This window comes from Pseudomonas sp. H9, assembly GCF_004353925.1.
Classification (GTDB): domain Bacteria; phylum Pseudomonadota; class Gammaproteobacteria; order Pseudomonadales; family Pseudomonadaceae; genus Aquipseudomonas.
In genome coordinates, this window is sequence record NZ_SMOK01000017.1 from 89,600 (window position 1) to 109,706 (window position 20,107).

General features: G+C 59.5%; 15 protein-coding genes and 1 pseudogene. 13 read left to right on the top strand and 3 right to left on the bottom strand.

Going from position 1 to position 20,107, the window contains the following annotated elements; translation table 11 throughout:
• Positions 1-20: 20 nt before the first annotated feature.
• Complete coding sequence (locus tag E1573_RS14315; protein WP_165957330.1) at positions 21-1,058, bottom strand: AraC family transcriptional regulator; 1,038 nt, start codon at positions 1,056-1,058, stop codon at positions 21-23.
• A gap of 134 nt (positions 1,059-1,192) precedes the next feature.
• Between E1573_RS14315 and E1573_RS14320 the strand changes: the two genes are divergently transcribed.
• The 8 genes from E1573_RS14320 to E1573_RS14355 all read left to right on the top strand — a co-directional run bounded on the left by E1573_RS14320 (position 1,193) and on the right by E1573_RS14355 (position 11,615).
• Positions 1,193-3,013, top strand: a complete 1,821-nt coding sequence (locus E1573_RS14320; RefSeq protein WP_256659536.1) for a DUF1302 domain-containing protein — start codon at positions 1,193-1,195, stop codon at positions 3,011-3,013.
• Positions 3,013-4,359, top strand: coding sequence for a DUF1329 domain-containing protein (locus tag E1573_RS14325; RefSeq protein WP_133214746.1), 1,347 nt, complete (start codon positions 3,013-3,015; stop codon positions 4,357-4,359). Before E1573_RS14320 ends, E1573_RS14325 begins: the two co-directional genes overlap by 1 nt.
• A 143-nt stretch (positions 4,360-4,502) precedes the next feature.
• Positions 4,503-5,534, top strand: coding sequence for an AraC family transcriptional regulator (locus E1573_RS14330; protein ID WP_177494581.1), 1,032 nt, complete (start codon positions 4,503-4,505; stop codon positions 5,532-5,534).
• 176 nt (positions 5,535-5,710) lie between these two features.
• Positions 5,711-6,403, top strand: a complete 693-nt coding sequence (locus tag E1573_RS14335) for a response regulator transcription factor (protein WP_133214748.1) — start codon at positions 5,711-5,713, stop codon at positions 6,401-6,403.
• The gene (locus E1573_RS14340; protein WP_133214750.1) at positions 6,403-7,749 is read left to right on the top strand and encodes a sensor histidine kinase; all 1,347 of its coding nucleotides are present in this window, start codon (positions 6,403-6,405) and stop codon (positions 7,747-7,749) included. The genes E1573_RS14335 and E1573_RS14340 overlap by 1 nt, the downstream gene beginning before the upstream one ends.
• A 75-nt stretch (positions 7,750-7,824) precedes the next feature.
• Entirely contained in the window at positions 7,825-10,056 is a 2,232-nt protein-coding gene (locus tag E1573_RS14345) for a TonB-dependent siderophore receptor (protein ID WP_133214752.1), read from the top strand.
• Between the two features lie 74 nt (positions 10,057-10,130).
• Entirely contained in the window at positions 10,131-11,042 is a 912-nt protein-coding gene (locus tag E1573_RS14350; RefSeq protein WP_133214754.1) for an alpha/beta hydrolase, read from the top strand.
• A gap of 18 nt (positions 11,043-11,060) precedes the next feature.
• Positions 11,061-11,615, top strand: coding sequence for a YdeI/OmpD-associated family protein (locus E1573_RS14355; protein WP_133214756.1), 555 nt, complete (start codon positions 11,061-11,063; stop codon positions 11,613-11,615).
• A 331-nt stretch (positions 11,616-11,946) separates the two neighbouring features.
• Here E1573_RS14355 and E1573_RS14360 read toward each other — a convergent pair whose 3' ends face one another.
• Positions 11,947-13,038 carry a DUF3616 domain-containing protein gene (locus E1573_RS14360; RefSeq protein ID WP_133214758.1) on the bottom strand — a complete coding sequence of 364 codons (1,092 nt, stop codon included), beginning with the start codon at positions 13,036-13,038 and terminating at the stop codon, positions 11,947-11,949.
• A 324-nt stretch (positions 13,039-13,362) separates the two neighbouring features.
• Between E1573_RS14360 and E1573_RS14365 the strand changes: the two genes are divergently transcribed.
• Entirely contained in the window at positions 13,363-14,415 is a 1,053-nt protein-coding gene (locus E1573_RS14365) for a GGDEF domain-containing protein (RefSeq protein ID WP_133214760.1), read from the top strand.
• A gap of 205 nt (positions 14,416-14,620) precedes the next feature.
• Here E1573_RS14365 and E1573_RS14370 read toward each other — a convergent pair whose 3' ends face one another.
• Positions 14,621-16,030: a DUF1254 domain-containing protein gene (locus E1573_RS14370; protein WP_133214762.1), complete on the bottom strand. Its 1,410-nt coding sequence runs from the start codon at positions 16,028-16,030 to the stop codon at positions 14,621-14,623.
• Between the two features lie 220 nt (positions 16,031-16,250).
• Between E1573_RS14370 and E1573_RS14375 the strand changes: the two are divergent.
• The 4 genes and pseudogenes from E1573_RS14375 to E1573_RS14390 all read left to right on the top strand — a co-directional run.
• Positions 16,251-16,424, top strand: a pseudogene (locus E1573_RS14375) (PaaI family thioesterase); the annotation flags it as partial.
• Positions 16,425-16,799: 375 nt separating this feature from the next.
• A complete protein-coding gene (locus E1573_RS14380) occupies positions 16,800-17,936 on the top strand; it encodes an aminotransferase class V-fold PLP-dependent enzyme (RefSeq protein WP_133214764.1) in 1,137 nt (378 codons plus the stop codon).
• A gap of 507 nt (positions 17,937-18,443) precedes the next feature.
• On the top strand, positions 18,444-19,112 hold the full coding sequence (locus tag E1573_RS14385) for a cupin domain-containing protein (protein ID WP_133214766.1): 669 nt from the start codon (positions 18,444-18,446) through the stop codon (positions 19,110-19,112).
• Between the two features lie 116 nt (positions 19,113-19,228).
• Entirely contained in the window at positions 19,229-20,098 is an 870-nt protein-coding gene (locus tag E1573_RS14390) for a DMT family transporter (RefSeq protein ID WP_133214768.1), read from the top strand.
• The last annotated feature ends 9 nt before the right edge of the window (positions 20,099-20,107 follow it).

Here is a 20,107-nt window from a genome sequence, read left to right on the forward strand (position 1 = left end):
TGCCCGGCACCGCCAAACGGTCAGCGCTGCTGGTAGGCACCGGGGTTGACGCCATACCAGCGACGAAAAGCACGGATAAAGTTAGACACCTCCTGATAGCCCAGGCGACCGGCCACTTCGCTGATACTCAACACCCTTGCCTGGATCAAGTCACGGGCCAGGTATCGCCGATGTACCTCTACGATGCTGTTAAAGCTCCAGCCTTCGCGCTGCAAGGCACGGTGCAAGGTGCGTGACGTCATGTGCAGGGCTTGTGCCGTCTGCTCCAGGTCTGGTCGCTCGTGCAAGTGCTGAAGCACCTCGCTGGCGACGCTTTCCAGCACCGATGCCTGCAACGTTTGCTTCGCGTAATTGCGCAAGGCGGCCTGCAGCGCCTTGCCGACCGCCTGGCTGCCTGGCGCTCGTTGCTCCTTGACGGCTGTCATGTCCACGACGGCTTCATCACGCTCGGCGCCAAACTGCACCGAGCCAACCGCCAACGCCAGCCAAGGGCCGGGGTTCTCGGGCTCGCTGCGGCGCAGACGCAGCATGCGAATAGCGTTGGTGGTTCCTGGCATACCCTTGAGGTGCAAGACTTGTTGTGCCGCCCAAAAATCGATCTCTTCAGTGGCCGGTTGCATCGTCTGCGCAGGCATCAAGGCTACGCACAAATGCCCTTCACGCTCGTCGAAATTCAATTCCAGATGACCGGCCAACAGCGGCCAATACTGCGCCAGCACTCCCAGTGACGCCTGGCGACTGGGCATCAGTTGCATCAGGTAAGCCACACCCAGCATCTGCCCGGGGTCGATATGCCGCGCAGCCACCACACCGATTGCCGGATCGCCGCTCAACGCCCGTGCCACTTCCCAGAATCGCCGGGCCACAAAGGCCGGCACCCGCAGATTGGGTTGGCGCAAGTAGCTCAAGCGGGTGCCCCACTGCGACTGCAATTGCTCAAGGTCAACCCCCAGGCTTTCCAGTGCCAGAACCCCGCAGATCAGATTGGAGGCGCTTAGCGACGGCCTGTTTCGATGTTCGGGAAAAGTATTTGTCGGCCAATGATTACCTGACAGCACGCTATTGCTCCCATTGTTGCTGCGGGCTGAACACCGCCCGATAGCAGGGCGCAGCCTACGGCCGAGATCGACAACCGCGGCGTTGGCGGCGTTCGAAGTACTCACCAATACAAAAATAACAGGTGACTTAGAGCATGAAAGACTTCGCCAGTCTTCGCCCCGTCGCAACCCACCGGCCGAGCATGCGGCCCACCTTGTTGGCCGCCGCCATTACCGCGGCTGGCACGGTTAGCCCCTTGGCCATGGCCACCAGTTGGCAGGTCAGTGACGATTGGTCGTTGACCACTAACACCACCTTGACCCTGGGCAGCAGCTGGGCACTGCGTAACGCTGACCCGAATCAGTTGACCATCGCGGATGCCCGCTCGATCGGAAAAAACGGTGAAGGCATAAACTACAACGCCGATGACGGCAAGCTCAACTTCCAGAAGCACGATGCCATCTCGCAGGTGTTCAAGGGCCTGACCGACTTCGACCTCAACGATGGCAACCAGGGCGCCTTTGTGCGCTTCAAATACTGGTACGACCATGCCTACGAAACCCGAGACGGTGACTTTCGCAACTTTGATGACAGCGGCTGGCAGGACCTGGCCAAGTTTCAGGGTTTCGAGGCGCTGGACCTGTATGTCTGGAGAAATTTCGACATCAACGCACACCAGCTCAATGTGAAGCTGGGCAAGCAGGTGGTGTCCTGGGGTGAGGCGCTGTTCCTGCAGAACGGTATCAATGCCATCAACCCCCTCGACGCCTCGGCGTTCAACCGCCCGGGCGTGGAACTCAAAGAGGGTCAACTGCCGGTCGAGATGCTCAGTTTCAACTATGACCTGGCTGACTCCCTGAGCCTGGAAGGTTTCTATCAGTACAACTTCCGCCCTACGGTCCTGGACGGGTGCGGCACCTTTTTCTCCATCAGCGACAACGCCCAGGAAGGCTGCCAGGTTGAGCAGATGCTGGTGAACCCGCCCGGTAACCTGACCACCCAGCAACTCATCAGCGCCCGTTCGTATGAAAGCCGTGGCGCCACCCAGTGGGCGAGCGATGGCGGGCAATACGGGCTGGCGCTGCGCAAGACCCTGGAATCGCTGAACGACGCCGAGTTGGGGATTTACTACGCCAATTATCACAGCCGCACTCCTATGGTCAGCGGCGTGGTGCGCTCCCGCCTGGCACCCGGCACCTTGCCGACCGGTCAGTACTTCACCGAATACCCCGAAGACATCCGCCTGTTCGGCCTGAGCCTCAGTGGTGTGATCGGTGATACCGCAGTGTTCAGCGAACTGAGCTACCGCCCGAACCAGCCCTTGGCCTACAACGGCTCAGACGTGGTGGCCGTGATTGCCGGCGCTGGCGCCAGCACACCAATCTTCGACGGCGTCGCGCCACCGCTGGGCAGCCGCATCAATGGCTACAAACGCAAGGAAGTCTGGCAATACAGCCTGGGCGCTACCGACAGCATCAGCAACGTCCTCGGCGCGCAGAAGCTCAATTGGGCGGCCGAGGCCGGGGCCAACTGGATCGGAGCGCTGGACGTCGACGATGAACGCTATAACCGCGCCAGCGTGTTTGGCCGCGTGCAGGACAACGGCGCCGTCTGCTTCACCCCGTCGGTCAATGGATTGAATGCGGCGCAAGCGGCGAAGAAAAACGCCGACTTCTGTAATACCCACGGTTACACCACCCCATTTTCCTGGGGCTACCGCCTGCGCGCTGCGCTCAGCTACGAAAGCCTGATCCCGGCCACCGTGGTAACCCCGGCGATCAACTTTCGGCACGACGTCGAAGGTTATGGCCCGAACTTCCAAGAGGGCCAAATGGCAGCGAGCGCTTCGCTGACCTTCGACTACCGCAACGACTACTCGCTGGAGCTGGCTTACAACGACTTTTTCGGCACCAACACGTTCTCCACCATCGACGACCGTGACTTTGCCTCGGTCAACTTCAAGGTGAGTTTCTGATGAATACAATCATAAAAAAACTGCCCCTGGCCCTGAGCCTGCTTGCCGCTTGCACCCTGGCCCAGGCCAACCCGATAGATGCCGGACAACTGGATGGCCCGTTGACGCCGATGGGCAGCGAGCGCGCAGCCAACGCTGACGGCAGCATCCCGGCCTGGGACGGTGGTATGCAAAGCGGCGCCGCCCCGATCAGCGCCATCGGCAACTATGCCGACCCTTATGCCGCCGAAAAGCCACTCTACATCGTCAGCAAGAGCAACCTGGCGCAGTACAAAGACCTGTTGAGTGCCGGCCAACAGGCCATGTTCGCGAGGTTTCCCGACTATCGCATGCGGGTGTTCCCGACGCATCGCAGTGCACGCCTGCCACAAAAGTACGTGGATGAAAGCCGCAAGAACCTGAACAAGGTCACCTTAACCGGAGGTGGCTACGGTTTGCAGAACTATAACTTCGGCATTCCCTTCCCAATCCCAACCGATGCCATGCACGTACTCTGGAACCACCTCACACGCTTTCGCGGTGGCACCCTGCACCGTGAGTACGCTTCCGCCACCGTACAGGAAAAAGGTGATTTCACTCTGGTGACTTACGATGCGTTCAATGCTCTGCGGGAAAACATCAAGGACCTGCCCGCCGACTCCAACGTGCTCCTTTTCAACCGCATACTGACCTTGTCGCCATCGCGCTTTGCTGGCGAAATCACCCTCGTCCAGGAGCCGATCAACCAGGTCGTCGAACCGCGCTCGGCCTGGCAGTACATCCCAGGTCAGCGCCGGGTCCGTCGCGCCCCCACGGTGGCGTATGACTCCAGTGCCCGCTACAGCTTCGGCCAGGTAGTCTCGGACAGCGTGGATGGCTTCAATGGCGCACCAGACCGCTACGACTGGAAACTACTCGGCAAGCAGGAACTGTTGGTGGGCTACAACGCCTTCCAGTTAGCCAGCAAGGATGTCAAGTACACCGATCTGCTCAAGCCCAACTTCATCAACCCAGACCTGGCACGCTACGAGAAACACCGCGTGTGGGTGCTCGAAGCGAATCTCAAGCCCGGTGCCCGACACATGTATGCCAAACGGCGCTTCTACATCGATGAAGACACTTGGCAGATCATGGCCTCGGATATTTATGACAGCCGTGGCGAGTTGTGGCGCAACTACGAGTCGCACCTGACCATGCTGCATGATCATGCGTTGCCACTGAGCGCCATCGAGAGCACCTATGACCTGCTTTCCGGGCGCTACGTGGTCAACTTTCTGAGCAACGAAGTACAGAAAAAGCCGGAAATCGGATTGATCACCCAGCAAGCCGAATTCACCCCCGCTCAACTCAAGCGAATCGGCAAGTAACAATCAGGTAACGTGCCCGCCAGGCGGGCACGTTACCTGCGGCCAAGTACGCACCTGTGCCTCGACATAAATGCATCGCCCGCTTGTGCAATTGCTATCCCACGCCCATGCTTGCCCCGTGTTCCATTCGCCCTGACCGCACCATGAGCCCCACCGACCCGCTCCCCCCTCCGACGCCGACCACTTTGGCAACGGTGGTGAGTTGCATCGCCGCCACCCTCAAAGGCGTCTACGCCATCGATCCTCTACCGGTATTACACAGCGTTGGCATCGACCCTGCGGTAATGCAAGACAGCGAAAAACGTCTGCCCCTGACCGTGCTCAGGCCGCTCTGGCTGCGCTGCGTGGAACTGACCGGTGATGAAGCCTTTGGCCTGCGTGCCGCGCGCTTTTACCAGCCGGCGCAGTTCTACGGCGTTGACCTGGCATTCTGCGCAGGCGCCACCTTCGGCCAGGCCCTGGAACGCCATGTACACAACATCCGGGTACTTACCACGGTGGCGACGCCGATATTGACTACCGACCCCGACGGCGACTTTCGCCTGGCGGTCTTGCAAAATGGCGCCCTGCGGCCCACCGACGCGGCGCTCGATTGCTTCTTCTACGGTATGCACATCCGACTGTTCGAACGCCAGACGGGAATGCCCGCCGCCCAATTGCTGCGGCGTCTGGAACTACCACGCAAACAGCCTCACGATCCGGCGCCCTGGCTAGCCTATGGCGTGCCGGTTACTTTTGATCGTCCCTGTGCCCTGGTGTTCAAGGCCCAAGCCTGGGACCTGCCATTACCCGGTGCTAATCCCGCCCTGTTGGCGGAACTGGAACAACCGATCCTCCAGCAACTGGTACACCTCGGCCTGCCACTGCCCACCCGTGCGCTGTGCGCTCGCCTGACCGAAATGTTGACCAGCGATCCAAGCCTTGAAGGCCTCGCCCGAACGCTGTCCATTAGCCCGGTGTTATTGCGCACCAACCTTACCCGGCAAGGTGTGAGTTTCCCGCAACTGCTCGACCAGGCCCGAGCGGCACAAGCCCTGGTGCTCTTGGCCGACCCATCATTGAGCCTGGAGCAAGTGGCCAACCGGATCGGACTTGGCAGCGCGAGTAGCTTTACACGTGCCTTCCGACGCTGGCATGGCGAAACACCTTTGCGCTACCGGCGCCAGCACTCATAACCCACTAACCTCGCCGATGCGGCCCATCTCGGCAGGTGTTGCTAGCTGCGAAACCACGAAGTAACAGTCACTCAACCGTTCATCCTGGCCGAAAATTGCCAAGCCCCTCATTGCCACCAACCCGCCTGCAATGGGATGATTCGTATTTGCAACAAATTCTCATCAAAGGCCTTCCTGTGTCGCCCACGTTGCTCCTTGCTGAAGACGATCCGCACCTGCGCCAAGACCTGGAACGGCACTTCCAGGCCCGGGGCTTTACCGTCACCGCCTGCGAGACCGGCACGCAGGCCTTGAGCGCGGTGCATCGGGGTGGTTTTGATTTGCTGCTGCTGGATATCATGCTGCCGGGCGTCGACGGCCTGTGCCTGTTGGACGAACTGCGCCGCCATCAAAGTGTGCCGGTGATGTTGATGTCGGCATTGGGCGCCGAGCAGGACCGTATCAGTGGTTTCACCCGAGGTGCCGATGACTACCTGCCCAAACCGTTCAGCCTCGCCGAACTCGATGCGCGGGTCGATGCGCTGTTGCGCCGTGTAGCCCTGGACAAACGTCATGCCCAGGCCAGCACCAGCGACGCGTTGACCCTGGACCAAAACGCTCAGGATGTTGTGCATCAAGGCCGTAGCGCCGGCCTTACCGGTTCCGAGTACCGTTTGTTTGCCACCTTGCGCGCCCACCCAGGCGAAGCCTTGAGCAAGGCCTTTCTCTATCAGACGGTGCTGCACCGCGCCTTTACCAGCCTGGATCGTGGCCTGGACGTGCATGTGTGCAATCTGCGTCGCAAGCTGGCCGATATCGGCGCGCAGCACTTGCAGATCCAGGCGGTGCGTGGCCAGGGTTACATCCTGGTCGACGCACAATTGCTCTGATGCGCCGTCATCCTCTGCTGTGGAAGCTGGCGCTGCTGCAGGTTGGCTTTTGTCTGCTGCTGACGTGGTTGATCTGGACCTGGGGCTTGTCGGTCGAGCGCAGCACTTACTTCCTCAGCCCGGCAGATCAGCAGTACCTGGCGCGCTATGCCCAGCAAGCCGAAGCGGCTTGGCACAACGGTGGCGCTGCCGGTGTCGAGGCCTATCGCCTTCAACTGCAAAGCGCCGAAGATACCTGGGTAGCGGTGATCGGCCCGCGTCTGGAGAGCCTTGGCAGCACCGCGCTGAGCGCCGAAGAAGCCGGGCGTTTGACCTTCATGCGCAAGCTCGATTGGCCGATGAGCCGACGCCTGCAAGACGAGTTGCCGTACGTCAGTATCGAGTTTCCCGAGCGGCCTGCCGATGGCCGCCTGGTCATCCAGTTGCCTGAACGTCTGCTGCCCACCGGCCTGACGCCCTGGACCCATATCATCACGCATGGTGTGGCGCCTACGCTGCTCGCCTTGTTGTTGGGCCTGGCCCTTTACCGTCAGTTGGTGGTACCGCTGAACCGCTTGCGCACCCGCGCCGATGCCCTGCGCGCCGACGATCTCGATAGCCCGGGCCTGCCCTTGCAAGAACGGCGCGACGAGTTGGGCGAGCTGGCTCAGGCGTTCGAACACATGGCCAGGCGTTTGCGTCAGAGCCTTGAGCAGCAACGTTTGCTGCTGCGTACCTTGTCTCACGAACTGCGTACACCGCTGGCGCGGCTGCGCATCGCCCACGACAGCAACCTGCCGCCCGAGCAACTGCGTGAACGCTTGGGCCGTGAAGTGGACGACATGCAAAAGCTGCTGGTCGACACCCTCGATTTGGCCTGGATGGACACCGGACACCCGCAATTGCCCACAGAACCGGTGCTGGTGCTGTCAGTCTGGGAAGCGCTGTGCGAAGACGCTTGTTTTGAAAGTGGCTGGGCACACAATCGCCTGCCCTGCACGCTGGGCACCGACTGCCTGGTGCAGGCTCACCTGAACAGCCTGGCTCAAGCCATGGAAAACCTGTTACGCAACGCCATCCGTCATTCACCGCCCAGCGGCGTGATCAGCCTCGACGGTTGGCGCGAAGGCGATCACTGGCACCTGCGTCTGCGCGACCAGGGCCCAGGCGTGCCCGAGGCCGATCTGGAGCGTATTTTCGCGCCCTATCAGCGCCTGGCCGACAGCGGTGCGGGTTTCGGCCTGGGCCTGGCTATCGCCCGGCGCGGCATCGAACTGCAAGGCGGCCGCCTGTGGGCCAGCAATGCTCAGCCGGGTTTGTGCCTGCATATCGTGTTGCCGGCGGGCGACAAATGTTTAGAAAGTTAATGAGCTTTACTCTCAAATAGGATTATTTATCATCTGCGACCTCTTACCTTCCGCTCGATGTTCCGGAGATCGAAGATGTCGCCCCGTCCGCTGCCCCTCGCCCCTTTCCTGCTGTTGACCAGCTGCCTGCTGGCCAATGCTGTGCAGGCTGCCACCACCGCGTCACAACCCGTCGAGCTGGAAAGCCAGAACGTGGTGGCCACAGCCTTGGAAGAGACCAAACAGGCTCCTGGCGTCTCGGTGATCACCGCGGAAGACATCAAGAAGCGCCCACCGGCCAATGACCTGTCGCAGATCATCCGCACCATGCCCGGGGTCAACCTGACCGGCAACTCCACCAGCGGCCAGCGCGGCAACAACCGGCAAATCGACATTCGTGGCATGGGCCCGGAGAACACCCTGATTCTGGTCGACGGCAAGCCCGTCAGCAGCCACAGCTCGGTGCGCTACGGCTGGCGTGGTGAGCGCGATTCGCGCGGCGATACCAACTGGGTGCCGGCCGACCAGGTTGAGCGCATCGAAGTGATCCGCGGCCCAGCCGCCGCACGCTACGGCTCCGGGGCCATGGGCGGGGTGGTGAACATCATCACCAAACAGGCCACGAGCGGAACCCACGGTAACGTGACGGTTTACCAGAACTTCCCTCAGCACGGCGACGAAGGCGCAACCAAACGCATGGACTTCGGCCTCAACGGCCCGCTCACCGACACCCTCAGCTACCGCGTGTACGGCAACGTGGCCACGACCGACGCCGATGACTGGGACATCAACCAGGGCCACGAGTCGGCGCGCACCGGCAACCAGGCCGGCACCCTCCCGGCGGGGCGCGAAGGCGTGCGCAACAAAGACCTCAATGGCCAACTGACCTGGCGCCTGAGCCCGGAGCAAAGCCTGGCTCTTGAAGCGGGCTTTAGCCGCCAGGGCAATATCTATACCGGGGATACACAGAACACCAACTCCAATGCCAACGTAAAAAACATGCTGGGCAAGGAAACCAACCGCATGTACCGCGAGAGCTACGCCCTCACCCACAACGGTGACTGGGACTTCGGCAGCTCCATGGCCTACCTGCAATACGAGAAAACCCGCAATTCGCGCATCAATGAAGGCTTGGCCGGCGGTACTGAAGGCATCTTCAACAGCACTGACTTCTACACCTCGACCCTGCGCGACCTCACTGCGCATGGCGAGCTGAACCTGCCGATGCACGCCTGGCGCGACCAGACCCTGACACTGGGCGCCGAGTGGAGCCAGCAAAAGCTCGATGACCCGAGCGCCAACACCCAGTCGACCAGCGAAGGCGGCGCCGTCGATGGCCTGGCCAGCAGCGGCCGCGATACCACTTCGCAGGCACAGATCGTCTCGTTATTTGCCGAAGACAACATCGAGCTGATGCCCGGCACCATGCTCACTCCGGGCCTGCGCTTCGACCATCACAGCATCGTTGGCGACAACTGGAGCCCATCGCTCAACCTGTCGCATGCGCTGACCGACACCCTTACCCTCAAGGCCGGTATCGCGCGCGCCTACAAAGCACCGAACCTGTACCAGCTCAACCCCGATTACCTGCTCTACAGCCGTGGCCAGGGCTGCTACGGCCAGACCACCAGTTGCTACCTGCAGGGCAACGCAAACCTCGATGCCGAAACCAGCGTCAACAAAGAGCTGGGGATCGAGTTCAAGCACAATGGCTGGGTCGCCGGGCTGACGTACTTCCGTAACGACTACAAGAACAAGATTGACTCAGGCCTGAGCCCGGTCGGCAGTGCCAGTGGTGGCACAGGTAGCAACGCCAACGCGGCAATCTATCAGTGGGAGAACATTCCCAAGGCACTGGTAGAGGGGCTGGAAGGCACCTTGACCATACCGCTGAGCGCGCAACTGACCTGGAGCAACAACCTGACGTACATTCTGCAATCGAAGAACAAGACCACGGGCGAGACCCTGTCGGTAACGCCGGACTACACCCTCAACTCGATGCTCGACTGGCAGGCCAATGAAGATCTGTCGCTGCAACTGAGCGTTGCGTGGTATGGCAAACAGACACCGAAAAAGTACGACTATCATGGAGATCGGGTAACCGGCAGTGCCAACGACCAGCTTTCGCCCTATGCGCTGGTGGGCATCAGCGGTACCTACGCTATTACCAAGAACCTGAGCCTGACCACCGGGATGGACAATCTGTTCGACAAACGCTTGTTCCGGGCCGGTAACGCTCAAGGTGTGAACGGAATCGAAGGGGCTGGCGCGGCCACCTACAACGAACCTGGTCGCACGTTTTACACCAGCCTGACGGCTTCCTTCTAAGCTGTTGAACTGTTGAAGCGCCGCCTGCCTTAATCAGGCGGTGCCTTGGCAAGAAGCCACAACGAGAACGCCGCATGAACAAGCCCTCCTTACTGTTGGCATTGGCACTGAGCTTAGCGACTCCCGGCCTTACCCTGGCGCAGCCGGTGCGCGAGCAGAAGATGGACACCAGCCTGTTGCAGCATCAAGAGCTGGCATATTTCTTCACGACCCTGAATTTGGACTCTGCCGACGGCAAGCGTCACTATCAGCTGTGGGTTGGCCGCCCTGACCGCCCCGCCCCCGCTGCAGGCTACCCGGTGCTGTGGATGCTCGACGGCAATGCCGCTATCGGCGCCTTGAGTCCCGAGCAGTTACAAACCCTCGCCAAGGGCCAGGCACCGCTGCTGGTTGCCGTGGGTTATCAAACCGACCAGCGCATCGAGCGCAGTGCACGCACCTATGACTACACCCCACGCTTACCTGGACAAAGCGAACAGCTCGACCCGCTGACCGGGCAACCCAGCGGAGGCGTGGATGAGTTCTTCGACCTGCTGAATCAGCGCATGCGCCCAATGGTTGCCAACGTCGCGCGTATCGACAACAGCCGGCAAACACTCTGGGGCCACTCCTACGGTGGGTTGGCGGTGCTGCACGCGCTGTTCACCCGCCCACATGAGTTCAGCACCTTCGCGGCTGCCAGCCCTTCGCTGTGGTGGCATGATGGCGCAATCGTGCAGGAAGCGGCCGGTTTGCAACAGCGGCTGGGCGCTAAGCATGCACACCTGCTGTTGATGCGCGGCAGTGATGAACCTTCACAACCACGGGGCCCGAGCCAAGGCGATGCCGAGCGCCCCGCCCGCGAACTGGGTGCGAACCTGGCGAACGTGCCGGGCCTGCAAGTCACCTTCAAACGCTTCGATGGCCTGGGGCACGGGCCGATGCTGCCAGCCTCACTGGGCTGGGTGATTGCAGGGATGTCAGAATCACCGGCACCCTCTTTGTAGATCGCTGGAGGCGTTGCAATGACAACACCCGACGTGAAAACCCGGTTCGAAGCAAAGCTTCTTCGTCCGGCAAAGCCTGGAAATGATGTGTCGTGGGCGTTCGTCGTATTACCAAGGGACGCGAGTGAACGGCTTCCGAGGCGAGGAAGGACGACAGTTGAAGGCACAATTAATGGGCAACCTTTCCAGGCAACCCTTGAGCCGGATGGCCAGCTGAGCCATTGGCTGCAGCTCAGTGCAGCGCTCGTCGAAGCCACAGGTGCGGCCGTTGGGGATATCGTTACGTTAGAGCTGTCCCCTGTGAAGAAGGAACCTGAACCTGAAGTCCCAGCAGATTTTCAGGAGGCGCTGGCAGGCATGCCTGAGGCTCGTTTGGTCTGGGACAGCACGACAACCATCGCCCGAGTAGACTGGATACACTGGATTACTTCAGCCAAACAGGTGAAGACGCGCGCGAAACGAATTGGCAACGCCTGCGAGATGCTTGCGTCCGGCAAGAAGCACGTTTGCTGCTTCGACCCGTCCGGTTACTACAGTAAGGCCTTCGGTGCGCCTGAGGCAGAACATCGTTAAATGGATCCCGCCCCCACAGGTTGAGAATCTGTGCAATCCGGGGGGGGCAACTGTCTTGCAGGGCTTTGTCCGAAGTGATCATCGACCATGAAGCCAGCTCCCGGTGGGAGCTGGCTTGCCCTGCGATATGGCGCGAAGCGGCAGCCATTCAGTCGCTTTGGTATGCCAGTTGCCTTGCAAGCAGCTGTTTTTACGGCCGCTGCGCAGCCGATCGCGGGGCAAGGCCCGCTCCCACCGGGCCTAGCCTGTTCGACAGAGGAAGATAGTGCTGCTGGATGCGCTTGAGGCCCTCGATCTACGCGGGAAGCGCCTAGAACGATTTTTGTCATGACTAATCCAGGGCGAACAAATCCCCTTCCACACCCCGCTCACCACGTTTACGACCCTGCGCCACCGCATCATAAACAATCAACAACACCTCCCCACCCTCCTCACCCCGGTCAAACAAGCACATCCCCTCGGCATGGTCATCCCCTTGCCCGAAAGGCACCTGCAGTACCGTCTCCAGCTGTTCGGCAAAGACCACAAGCGCTTCATCAGCGCCGAAACCACCACGCCAACGAAACACCGTCACCGGCCCATCCAGATCCATGGTCGGCCCTGCCAAAATCAACAGATCATCACCGCTGACACACAGGTCGCGCACCCCCAGCCCATTGAGCGAGAAGAAGTGCTTGCGGTAGCGACGCCCATCTTCCCCGATCTTCTTGAGCACCAGCGTGTCCACTGAGTTGCCATCGAGCTCAGGTTCGATCTCCAGTAGCACGGTCCACCCGCGCAGCACCGGCCCGCGCAAGCCCAGCAACAGCCGCGAGCCGATCACCGCCAGCCCTTCGATGTCGAATCCGTTGTCTTTACCCGGGATACGCAGAAAGTCCCGAAGCTGATCATCCTTGGCGATTTCCGCAGTCAGGTCGTTGCCAAGCGCGTTGCCACGCAGCTGCGCCGCCGTACGGCCATCGGCATCCACCACCCAGGCCAGCTCATGGTGGTCGTGTTGCTGCACCACAGGAACACGCGCCAACAGAAAGCGGTTACCGTCCGCCTCTATCGTTGATAGCCGCTTGATGTTCTTCTGTGCAGGTTTGTCGGGGTCGGCCTTTTTGCGCTTGAGGCTATGCGAACCCACCACCCAGAGGTAGCCGCTGTCTTGATCGTAGGCCAGGCCCTCGATATCGATCTCGTCGTCCGCCTCCGGTATGGGCAGGTCCAGGTAGGCCATGAGCGGGAACGATTGATGCGCATCGCAGATCACCTCGTCGCCGGGCGCCGTGCTTTGAACGGTCAGGCGCTCCAGGCTGGTGGTCTCGTCATTGGCCACCCACAGGGTGTCGCCAATGCGCTGAACGACCGAAAGGCCATCACGCAATGCTGCTGAGGCCCGGTCAAAACTCAGAATCACCACATTGCTTCGGTCGCTCATGAGCGCTCTCCCGCGTTGGTGGGGTAAGCGAATCCACTGTTGTCGAGGCTAGGCTTTGCCCAACGACAATCAAGCGGCTTCGCTATCACGTTTTTTCACAGGCCATAGAACAGCGGAGAATAATAAGGAAAACCCACCAGGCAAACGCGACCAGGGAGTCAGGAACGGACCACGGCGGCCTTTAGCCAGTAGACATTAAGGGCTACCTTTCGTACCGTGTGGACCGCACACTGGGTGTCAGCCTGTTCTTACACCTTGGCTGCCGGCCATAAGTAACCACCAAAAAAGAAAAACTCATAGGTGGCTCACTAGGAAGCAAGGGATATGCAAGCAATGCACTCAAAAGGCGCGTACAAGCGCGATGCTCGTCCCGAGTTCTGGCAGCTTGCAATGCGTTGCTGCGTGTTGGCTGGCAGCATTGATATAGCTTTTTTCTTCATTTTTCTTGCGCTTGATTCCCCCATTCTGGCCTGGGTGAACGTGATCAGCGTGGCCATGTATATAGGCGCCTATCGTGCGTTCATCCATCGGCGTAATCGGATTGGCTTTGCGTTGATTCAAACAGAGGTGCTGGTGCATGCCGGGCTGGGAACGCTGCTGATCGGCTGGGACAGTGGCTTTCACTATTACTTGCTGATGTTCATTCCCGCGCTGTTCGTAAGCACGCGTGCCCGCATTGCCTGGATCCTGGCTGGGCACCTGTGGATCTACTATGCAGGGCTGTACGTACTCATGTGGTATGTGAAGCCGCTACAACCCATCCCCTCTAATGCCCTGCTGGGTGTGAACATCTTCAACCTGACCGTGGTGTTCTGCATGTTCAGCTACCTTGCGCTGTTCTATGTCATCACGGTCAGCCGCGCGCACACGAGCCTGTCGCGAATGGCAACGACAGACTCATTGACCGGCCTGTTCAATCGCAGGCAAATGGTTGCCCTGACCGAAAAGGTGCTGGCACGCCACCACAGACACCCCAGCAACCTCACCTTGATGTTGATGGACATAGATCACTTCAAGCAGATCAATGATGCATACGGGCACGATGCAGGCGATCGGGTACTCATTGCCGTGAGCCAGCACCTGCAAAGCTCAATGCGCGAACAGGATTTTATGGGGCGCTGGGGCGGTGAAGAGTTTCTTGGGGTATTGCCGGACACCGACCTGGAACAGGCGGCGGAAATCGCTGAGCGCCTACGCAAGGCCATTCAAGTGTTGCAGATTGACAGCGACGGCAAGCAAGTTCAGGTGACGCTGTCTATCGGCATCACCCAGTACCATGCTGACGAGGTGCTCAGCAACGCCATTGCGCGGGCCGATTACGCGCTCTACAAAGGCAAGTCATCCGGGCGCAACAGGGTCGAAGCCATTCAAGCGTGAACGCTTGTTTTTGACCGTAAGGACGTGGCGTTTCGAATAGGCGAGCTGACGAGCAGCAGCCTGAAGGCCATGCCATTGATACCCTATCAGCTGGTCTTCGGTCGGTTGCGAGAGGCTCGCTACCGACCCATTGCGGTCCTTCGCAACATGTAATTGCAGGTTTCGAGTGGTCGTACGCACTTGATACGATCGCACAAACTATCAACTACATCCGCTTAACCGGAGGCGGATTCCATTTGCCAGTGAGTGCATCTGCCTTCGGGCCATACAGTCGCATGGTCAGATTGAATGCCCCTTCGGGTGCAGGTAACCAATTGGTTTCCTTATCTTTACCAGGGCTCTCATGTTGGATGTACAGGTCCAGAGACCCGTCAGCGTTGCTCTTGAACGGCATCCAACTGCTGACGGCAAAGCGATTGAGCACGTTACCTACCTGGAAACCTTCGCTGTCGTACAAGGTGACTGACCAGAATGCATTGACCGGTGGGGTAGCCCCCTTGTCGAAGTGCAGTGTGTACTGGTTGGCTCCATTGAGCGGTTGCCCCGTGTCATCGGTGAGGTTCAACGGATAGATCGCATCCTCTGGGAGGTTGGCGCCCAGGCCCTGTTGCGCGACGATGGCACGCTTGAGGTAGTAGTTGCCGTAGACCCCCATCGTATCGGTGTTCATTGACCAACCATTGGCGACCCTGGCAAGCGACGCCACCTTCCATTTCATGAGTTCTTGCGCTTCTGCCGGTACCGTCTCAAGCGCCTGTTTGAGCGCCGGATCGAGCTTGTCGATATCAAAACTCTTGCCGGGTTCCAGGCCGATTTTTTTCATCTGCGCGATGATGGGTTGGTCGGTACTGTGGGGGGGATTGACCTTGAGTAATTCGGCGGCATAGGCAAAGTACTGGGCGGCAGACATGGAGTCGACCTGCGTTTTTGGGGGTGTTTTCATGTCCACACTCGGGTCAATCTGGGCTGTGACCGGCTCTGCTGCCTGGCCCCATTGCGAGAGTGGAGTCACTTTATAACCTGCCTGAATCTTTTGTACCGCCGGGTAATCCGCCTCGCCGTCGGTCTTGGTACGACCGATGATCCAGACATAAGGTGTGGGTGCCGGCAGTTGGGTGAAGCCCTGCGCAACCGTGCCGCTCCATCCGGGTGGGGTTACTAGGAAATTGCCCGCCTGGGTGCCGGTAGTCCGCCAGCCAGGGGAGGCAAAGACATCCGTCCACATGTCTAGCATCGGCAAAAGGTAGAAGCGTCCCTCGGTGTCCGGTGTGGAGATCACCAAGGCTTCCTTGGTAAGGTCCAGCCACGCAGCGGAGTAGAGCGTGTCAAAGTTAGGGCGCACCACCCCCTTGAAGTCGGCGGGTGGATACTTGGGCATGTTCACGAATGTATTCATCGGGCCTTTGCCGATCTCCTTACCGGGCTCGATGTTGGTGAATTGCTTGCGGGTGAGGTCCATCGACAACAATGGATAGAGATAGGTGTAAGCATCGATGCCAATGGAGTGCGCCTGCTCAGGGGCAATCCTCGGTTCAGCATGCGCCCCGGACAATGGGAACAGAGCGAATAATGCAGGCGCACATACGATGGCTCTAAGCGATTTGGTGCTCAACATTTCGCTTCCCCCGGCAGTCATTGGCAGTGAGTTGGTCAAAAAGGTTTAGCACAAGAAGTGACTGGAGACTCGCCCAACGGTTGCGCCGTTGTGCTGCGTATGAACGCAAATTCCGCATACGTATAGCTCTTGCCCCATCGCGCGATTACGAATAAACCTCCGAATGGATTGGAGTATTCAGGTCAATGAAGCCGGTCAATAGCCGACACAAGGAGGGATCATGAATGCCACAGCCATTCCCGAGGGTTTCACTCCATTTACCCGTAGTAGTCCGTTGCTTGATTTGCTTGGCCCGATTTACGCGAGGGGTAATGGGCTGCAATTGGAATTAGGATTATTGACTGACTCACGACATGCCAATGGCCGCGGCACATTGCATGGAGGTGTATTGGCAATAGAAGAAAGCTGAATGGGTTTTGCTAAATGGAATGGGGGATGTTGCTGCTTGAGTATTCGCTGCTTATCTCTACCCTTTCCAACGGTCGATTAATAACGCCATCGTTACAGGTCGAGCCCTGTGTGCCTTGGTGAAGTTTCACTAGGGTCTGTATGAAAAGTTTTGAGACGAAGGTCAGGCAAGGCGAAAACAGCCGAGGAAGCGGAGTTTACGGGTTGTAAATGAGCATTCCGAGGCTGTTTTCAACGCAGCATCACCGAGTTTCAAAGCTTTTCGTACAGAGCCTAAAACGGTGTTAGCCGCTACTGCCCTGACATGGGTACGCGACGGTCGGCTCGATACCACGGACATCTCTGCCAAAGGAGTCACCCCATGTCAAAGCTATACCCCAGTATTGATCCTGACGGGCTGGTCGAGTACTCGGTGGTTTACACCGACCGCTCGCTCAACCACATGTCGCAGTCATTTCAAGGCGTGATGAACAACATTTCCAAGACCCTGAAACAGGTCTACAACGCCCAGGCTGTTGCGGTAGTCCCAGGCAGCGGCACATTCGGCATGGAAGCGGTAGCGCGACAGTTTGCCACCGGCCAGCACTGCCTGGTGATACGCAACGGCTGGTTCAGTTATCGCTGGAGTCAGATCCTTGAGATGGGCAACATCCCGGCGGCCACCACAGTGCTCAAAGCCCGACCGGTCGACACCGGTCGCCAGGCTGCCTACGCACCTCCTCCTCTGAACGAAGTGCTGGCAGCCATTGAGGCGCAGAAACCGCAGATTGTCTTCGCCCCCCACGTTGAGACGTCATCAGGGATTATCCTGCCCGAGGACTACCTGCGGGCCGTCGGCGACGCCGTGCATGCAGTGGGTGGCCTGTTCGTGCTGGACTGCATCGCTTCAGGCACGATTTGGGTTGATATGCACAAGTGCGCAGTCGACCTGCTGATCAGCGCACCGCAAAAAGGCTGGAGCGCCTCCCCTTGCTGCGCCTTGGTGATGTTCAGTGCATTGGCCCTCGAACGTATCGCGCAGACGCAGAGCAGCAGCTTTGCCTGCGACCTGAAAAAGTGGCTTCAGATCATGCAAGCCTACGAACAGGGCGGACATGCCTACCATGCAACCATGCCTAGCGATTCCCTCGCGCGGTTCAACGACGTGATGAAAGAGATGCAAGCCTACGGCTTCGACGAACTGCGCAGCGAACAACAGGCGCTGGGTGATCGGGTGCGGGCAATGTTGACCGGCAAAGGCATCAAAAGCGTGGCTGCTGCCGGCTTTCAGGCCCCTGGTGTAGTGGTGAGTTACACCGATGATGCCGACATCAAGAACGGCAAGAAATTTGCCGCGCACGGCCTGCAGATCGCCGCTGGAGTGCCGTTGCAATGCGACGAGCCGGCCGACTTCCAGACCTTCCGCATCGGCCTGTTCGGGTTGGAAAAACTGCACAATATCGAGCGCACAGTCAGCATCCTCGAGCAGGCACTGGACGAGGTGATGGTGAACGGGTAGGCCCGGTGGGAAATACCGTCTTGCAGGGCTCCCGGTGGGAGCTGGCTTGCCCTGCGATCTGGCGCGAAGCGGCAGCAACTCAGTCGCTTCGGTATGTCAGTTGCCTTGCAAGCAGCTGTGTTTACGGCCGCTGCGCAGCCGATCGCGGGGCAAGGCCCGCTCCCACCGGGTCTACCCGCACCTCGAGCTATCAACTTGCCATTCACCGCTCTCACTCCAGATTCTATTCCTTCCTCAAGACACAAGCGGGCCTTGGCCGTAAAAACGGCGACTCGCAGGCAAATGACATAACTTCTGCCCGCGCAGGCCCGCCGGGTTACTGGTGCCATCTGGGATGTTGACGGCGGGGTCATGGCGGGTCGCAACTAAGACCAACGCTGGCGGCCAAGGGCTGGCAAAAAAACTTTGCACTCCTGCTGACTTCAACCGTTAATTGGAGAACACGAAGAGAACCGGTCGCCACCACCGTGGAGGCCGATTCCTTACATTTCGGCTTGGATAATCCGCATGTTGATCAACGCTGACTTCACTCGCCCAGTTGTTGTAGCACCTCACCAATACCAGTGGGTTGCGTCGCCCCAGGCTGGCGTCGACCGCGTGATGCTGGATCGGGTCGGTGCAGAGAACGCGCGTGCCACCAGTATCGTGCGCTATGCGCCGGGCTCTTGCTTTTCTCGCCACCTGCACCCCGGCGGAGAAGAGATCCTGGTGCTGTCGGGCACGTTCTCTGACGAGAGAGCGGATTATCCAGCGGGTTGGTATCTACGCAATCCACCTGGCTCCAGCCACCAGCCCTCCAGCGCCGAGGGCGCTGTCATCTTCGTCAAGCTGCAGCAGATGCCTGCCAGCGAGCAACGCCCTGTGCGCATCAATACCCGCGCCCCGTCCAACTGGTATCGCCAGGGCTCGCGTGAGGTGTGCCCGTTGTTCGCCGACGATTCAGAACAGGTGAGCCTGCAACGGCTGGTAGCGAACGAACATCTGTTCAATGATCCGCTGCAGGGCTTCGAACTACTGGTACTGGAAGGTAGCGTAACGGTGGGGGAACAGCCCTATGAGCGCGGTACCTGGCTACGCCTGCCAGCGGGACACAATCTGGATATAGTTGCCGGTCAACAGGGCGCCACCGCTTACCTCAAAACCGGCCACCTGACGCCCTCAGTAGTGCAGGCATGACCCTGCAAACCACCCGCATTGGCTACTTGGACGCATTGCCGACATAAACAATAAAAAGAGGGGTAAGAATGGATGCCAAGAAGAGTACTCATGTAGAGGGCACCGGGAACAGGTTGATGCTGGTTGTCGCCATGACCAGCTTTGCCATGCTGGCGTTTGCAGCCAACTCACTGCTGACTCGCATGGCATTCCAAACCACTGCAATTGACGCGACCGCGTTCACCGCGATTCGGGTGGTGTCTGGTGCCCTGACCCTGTGGGTCATTGCGATGCTCCAGGGCGCGAAGCTGAAGCCCACTCAGACCGGCTGGTGGTCCGGGGTCTTGCTGTTTACCTACGTAGCGGCGTTCTCATTTGCTTACCGCGATATCAGCACGGGCGCAGGCGCGTTGGTGCTGTTCGCCTCGGCTCAGTTATTGATGATCTCTTATGGCTACTGCACTGGAGAGCGAACAAGTTTCTGGGGGGTACTGATTGCATTGGGCGGGATTGCTGCCTTTCTTGCACCCTCCGCCTCGGCGCCACCACTATCAGCGGCTGCGCTGATGGCTGTGGCCGGATTCGCCTGGGGTGGCTTTTCATTATTGGGAAGATCCTCCGACTCGCCAATATCCAACACGGCAGCCAGTTTTCTGTGGGCCGTTCCCCTTGCGTTGATCCTGATGTTTGCTCAGCGCGAGCACCTGAGTGTCGACACGCTGGGGGGTGTCTATGCACTGCTGTCTGGCAGCCTGGCATCGGCCATCGGTTACGCGATCTGGTACTGGGTGCGTGTTCGTATGACCGCGATCAGCGCAGGCGCCGTACAACTCTCGGTGCCAGTGCTCAGTGCGGCGCTCGGTGTACTGATCCTCAGCGAGGAGATCTCGTGGATCGGCGCGATATCGGCGCTGATCACCCTGGGCGGTGTTGCCTGGGTCACGCTTACCGCCAAGGCAGGACAGCAGAGACGTACTTCAGCCAGCGCGCAAGAGCCGAGCCGATAGCCCCTGCCT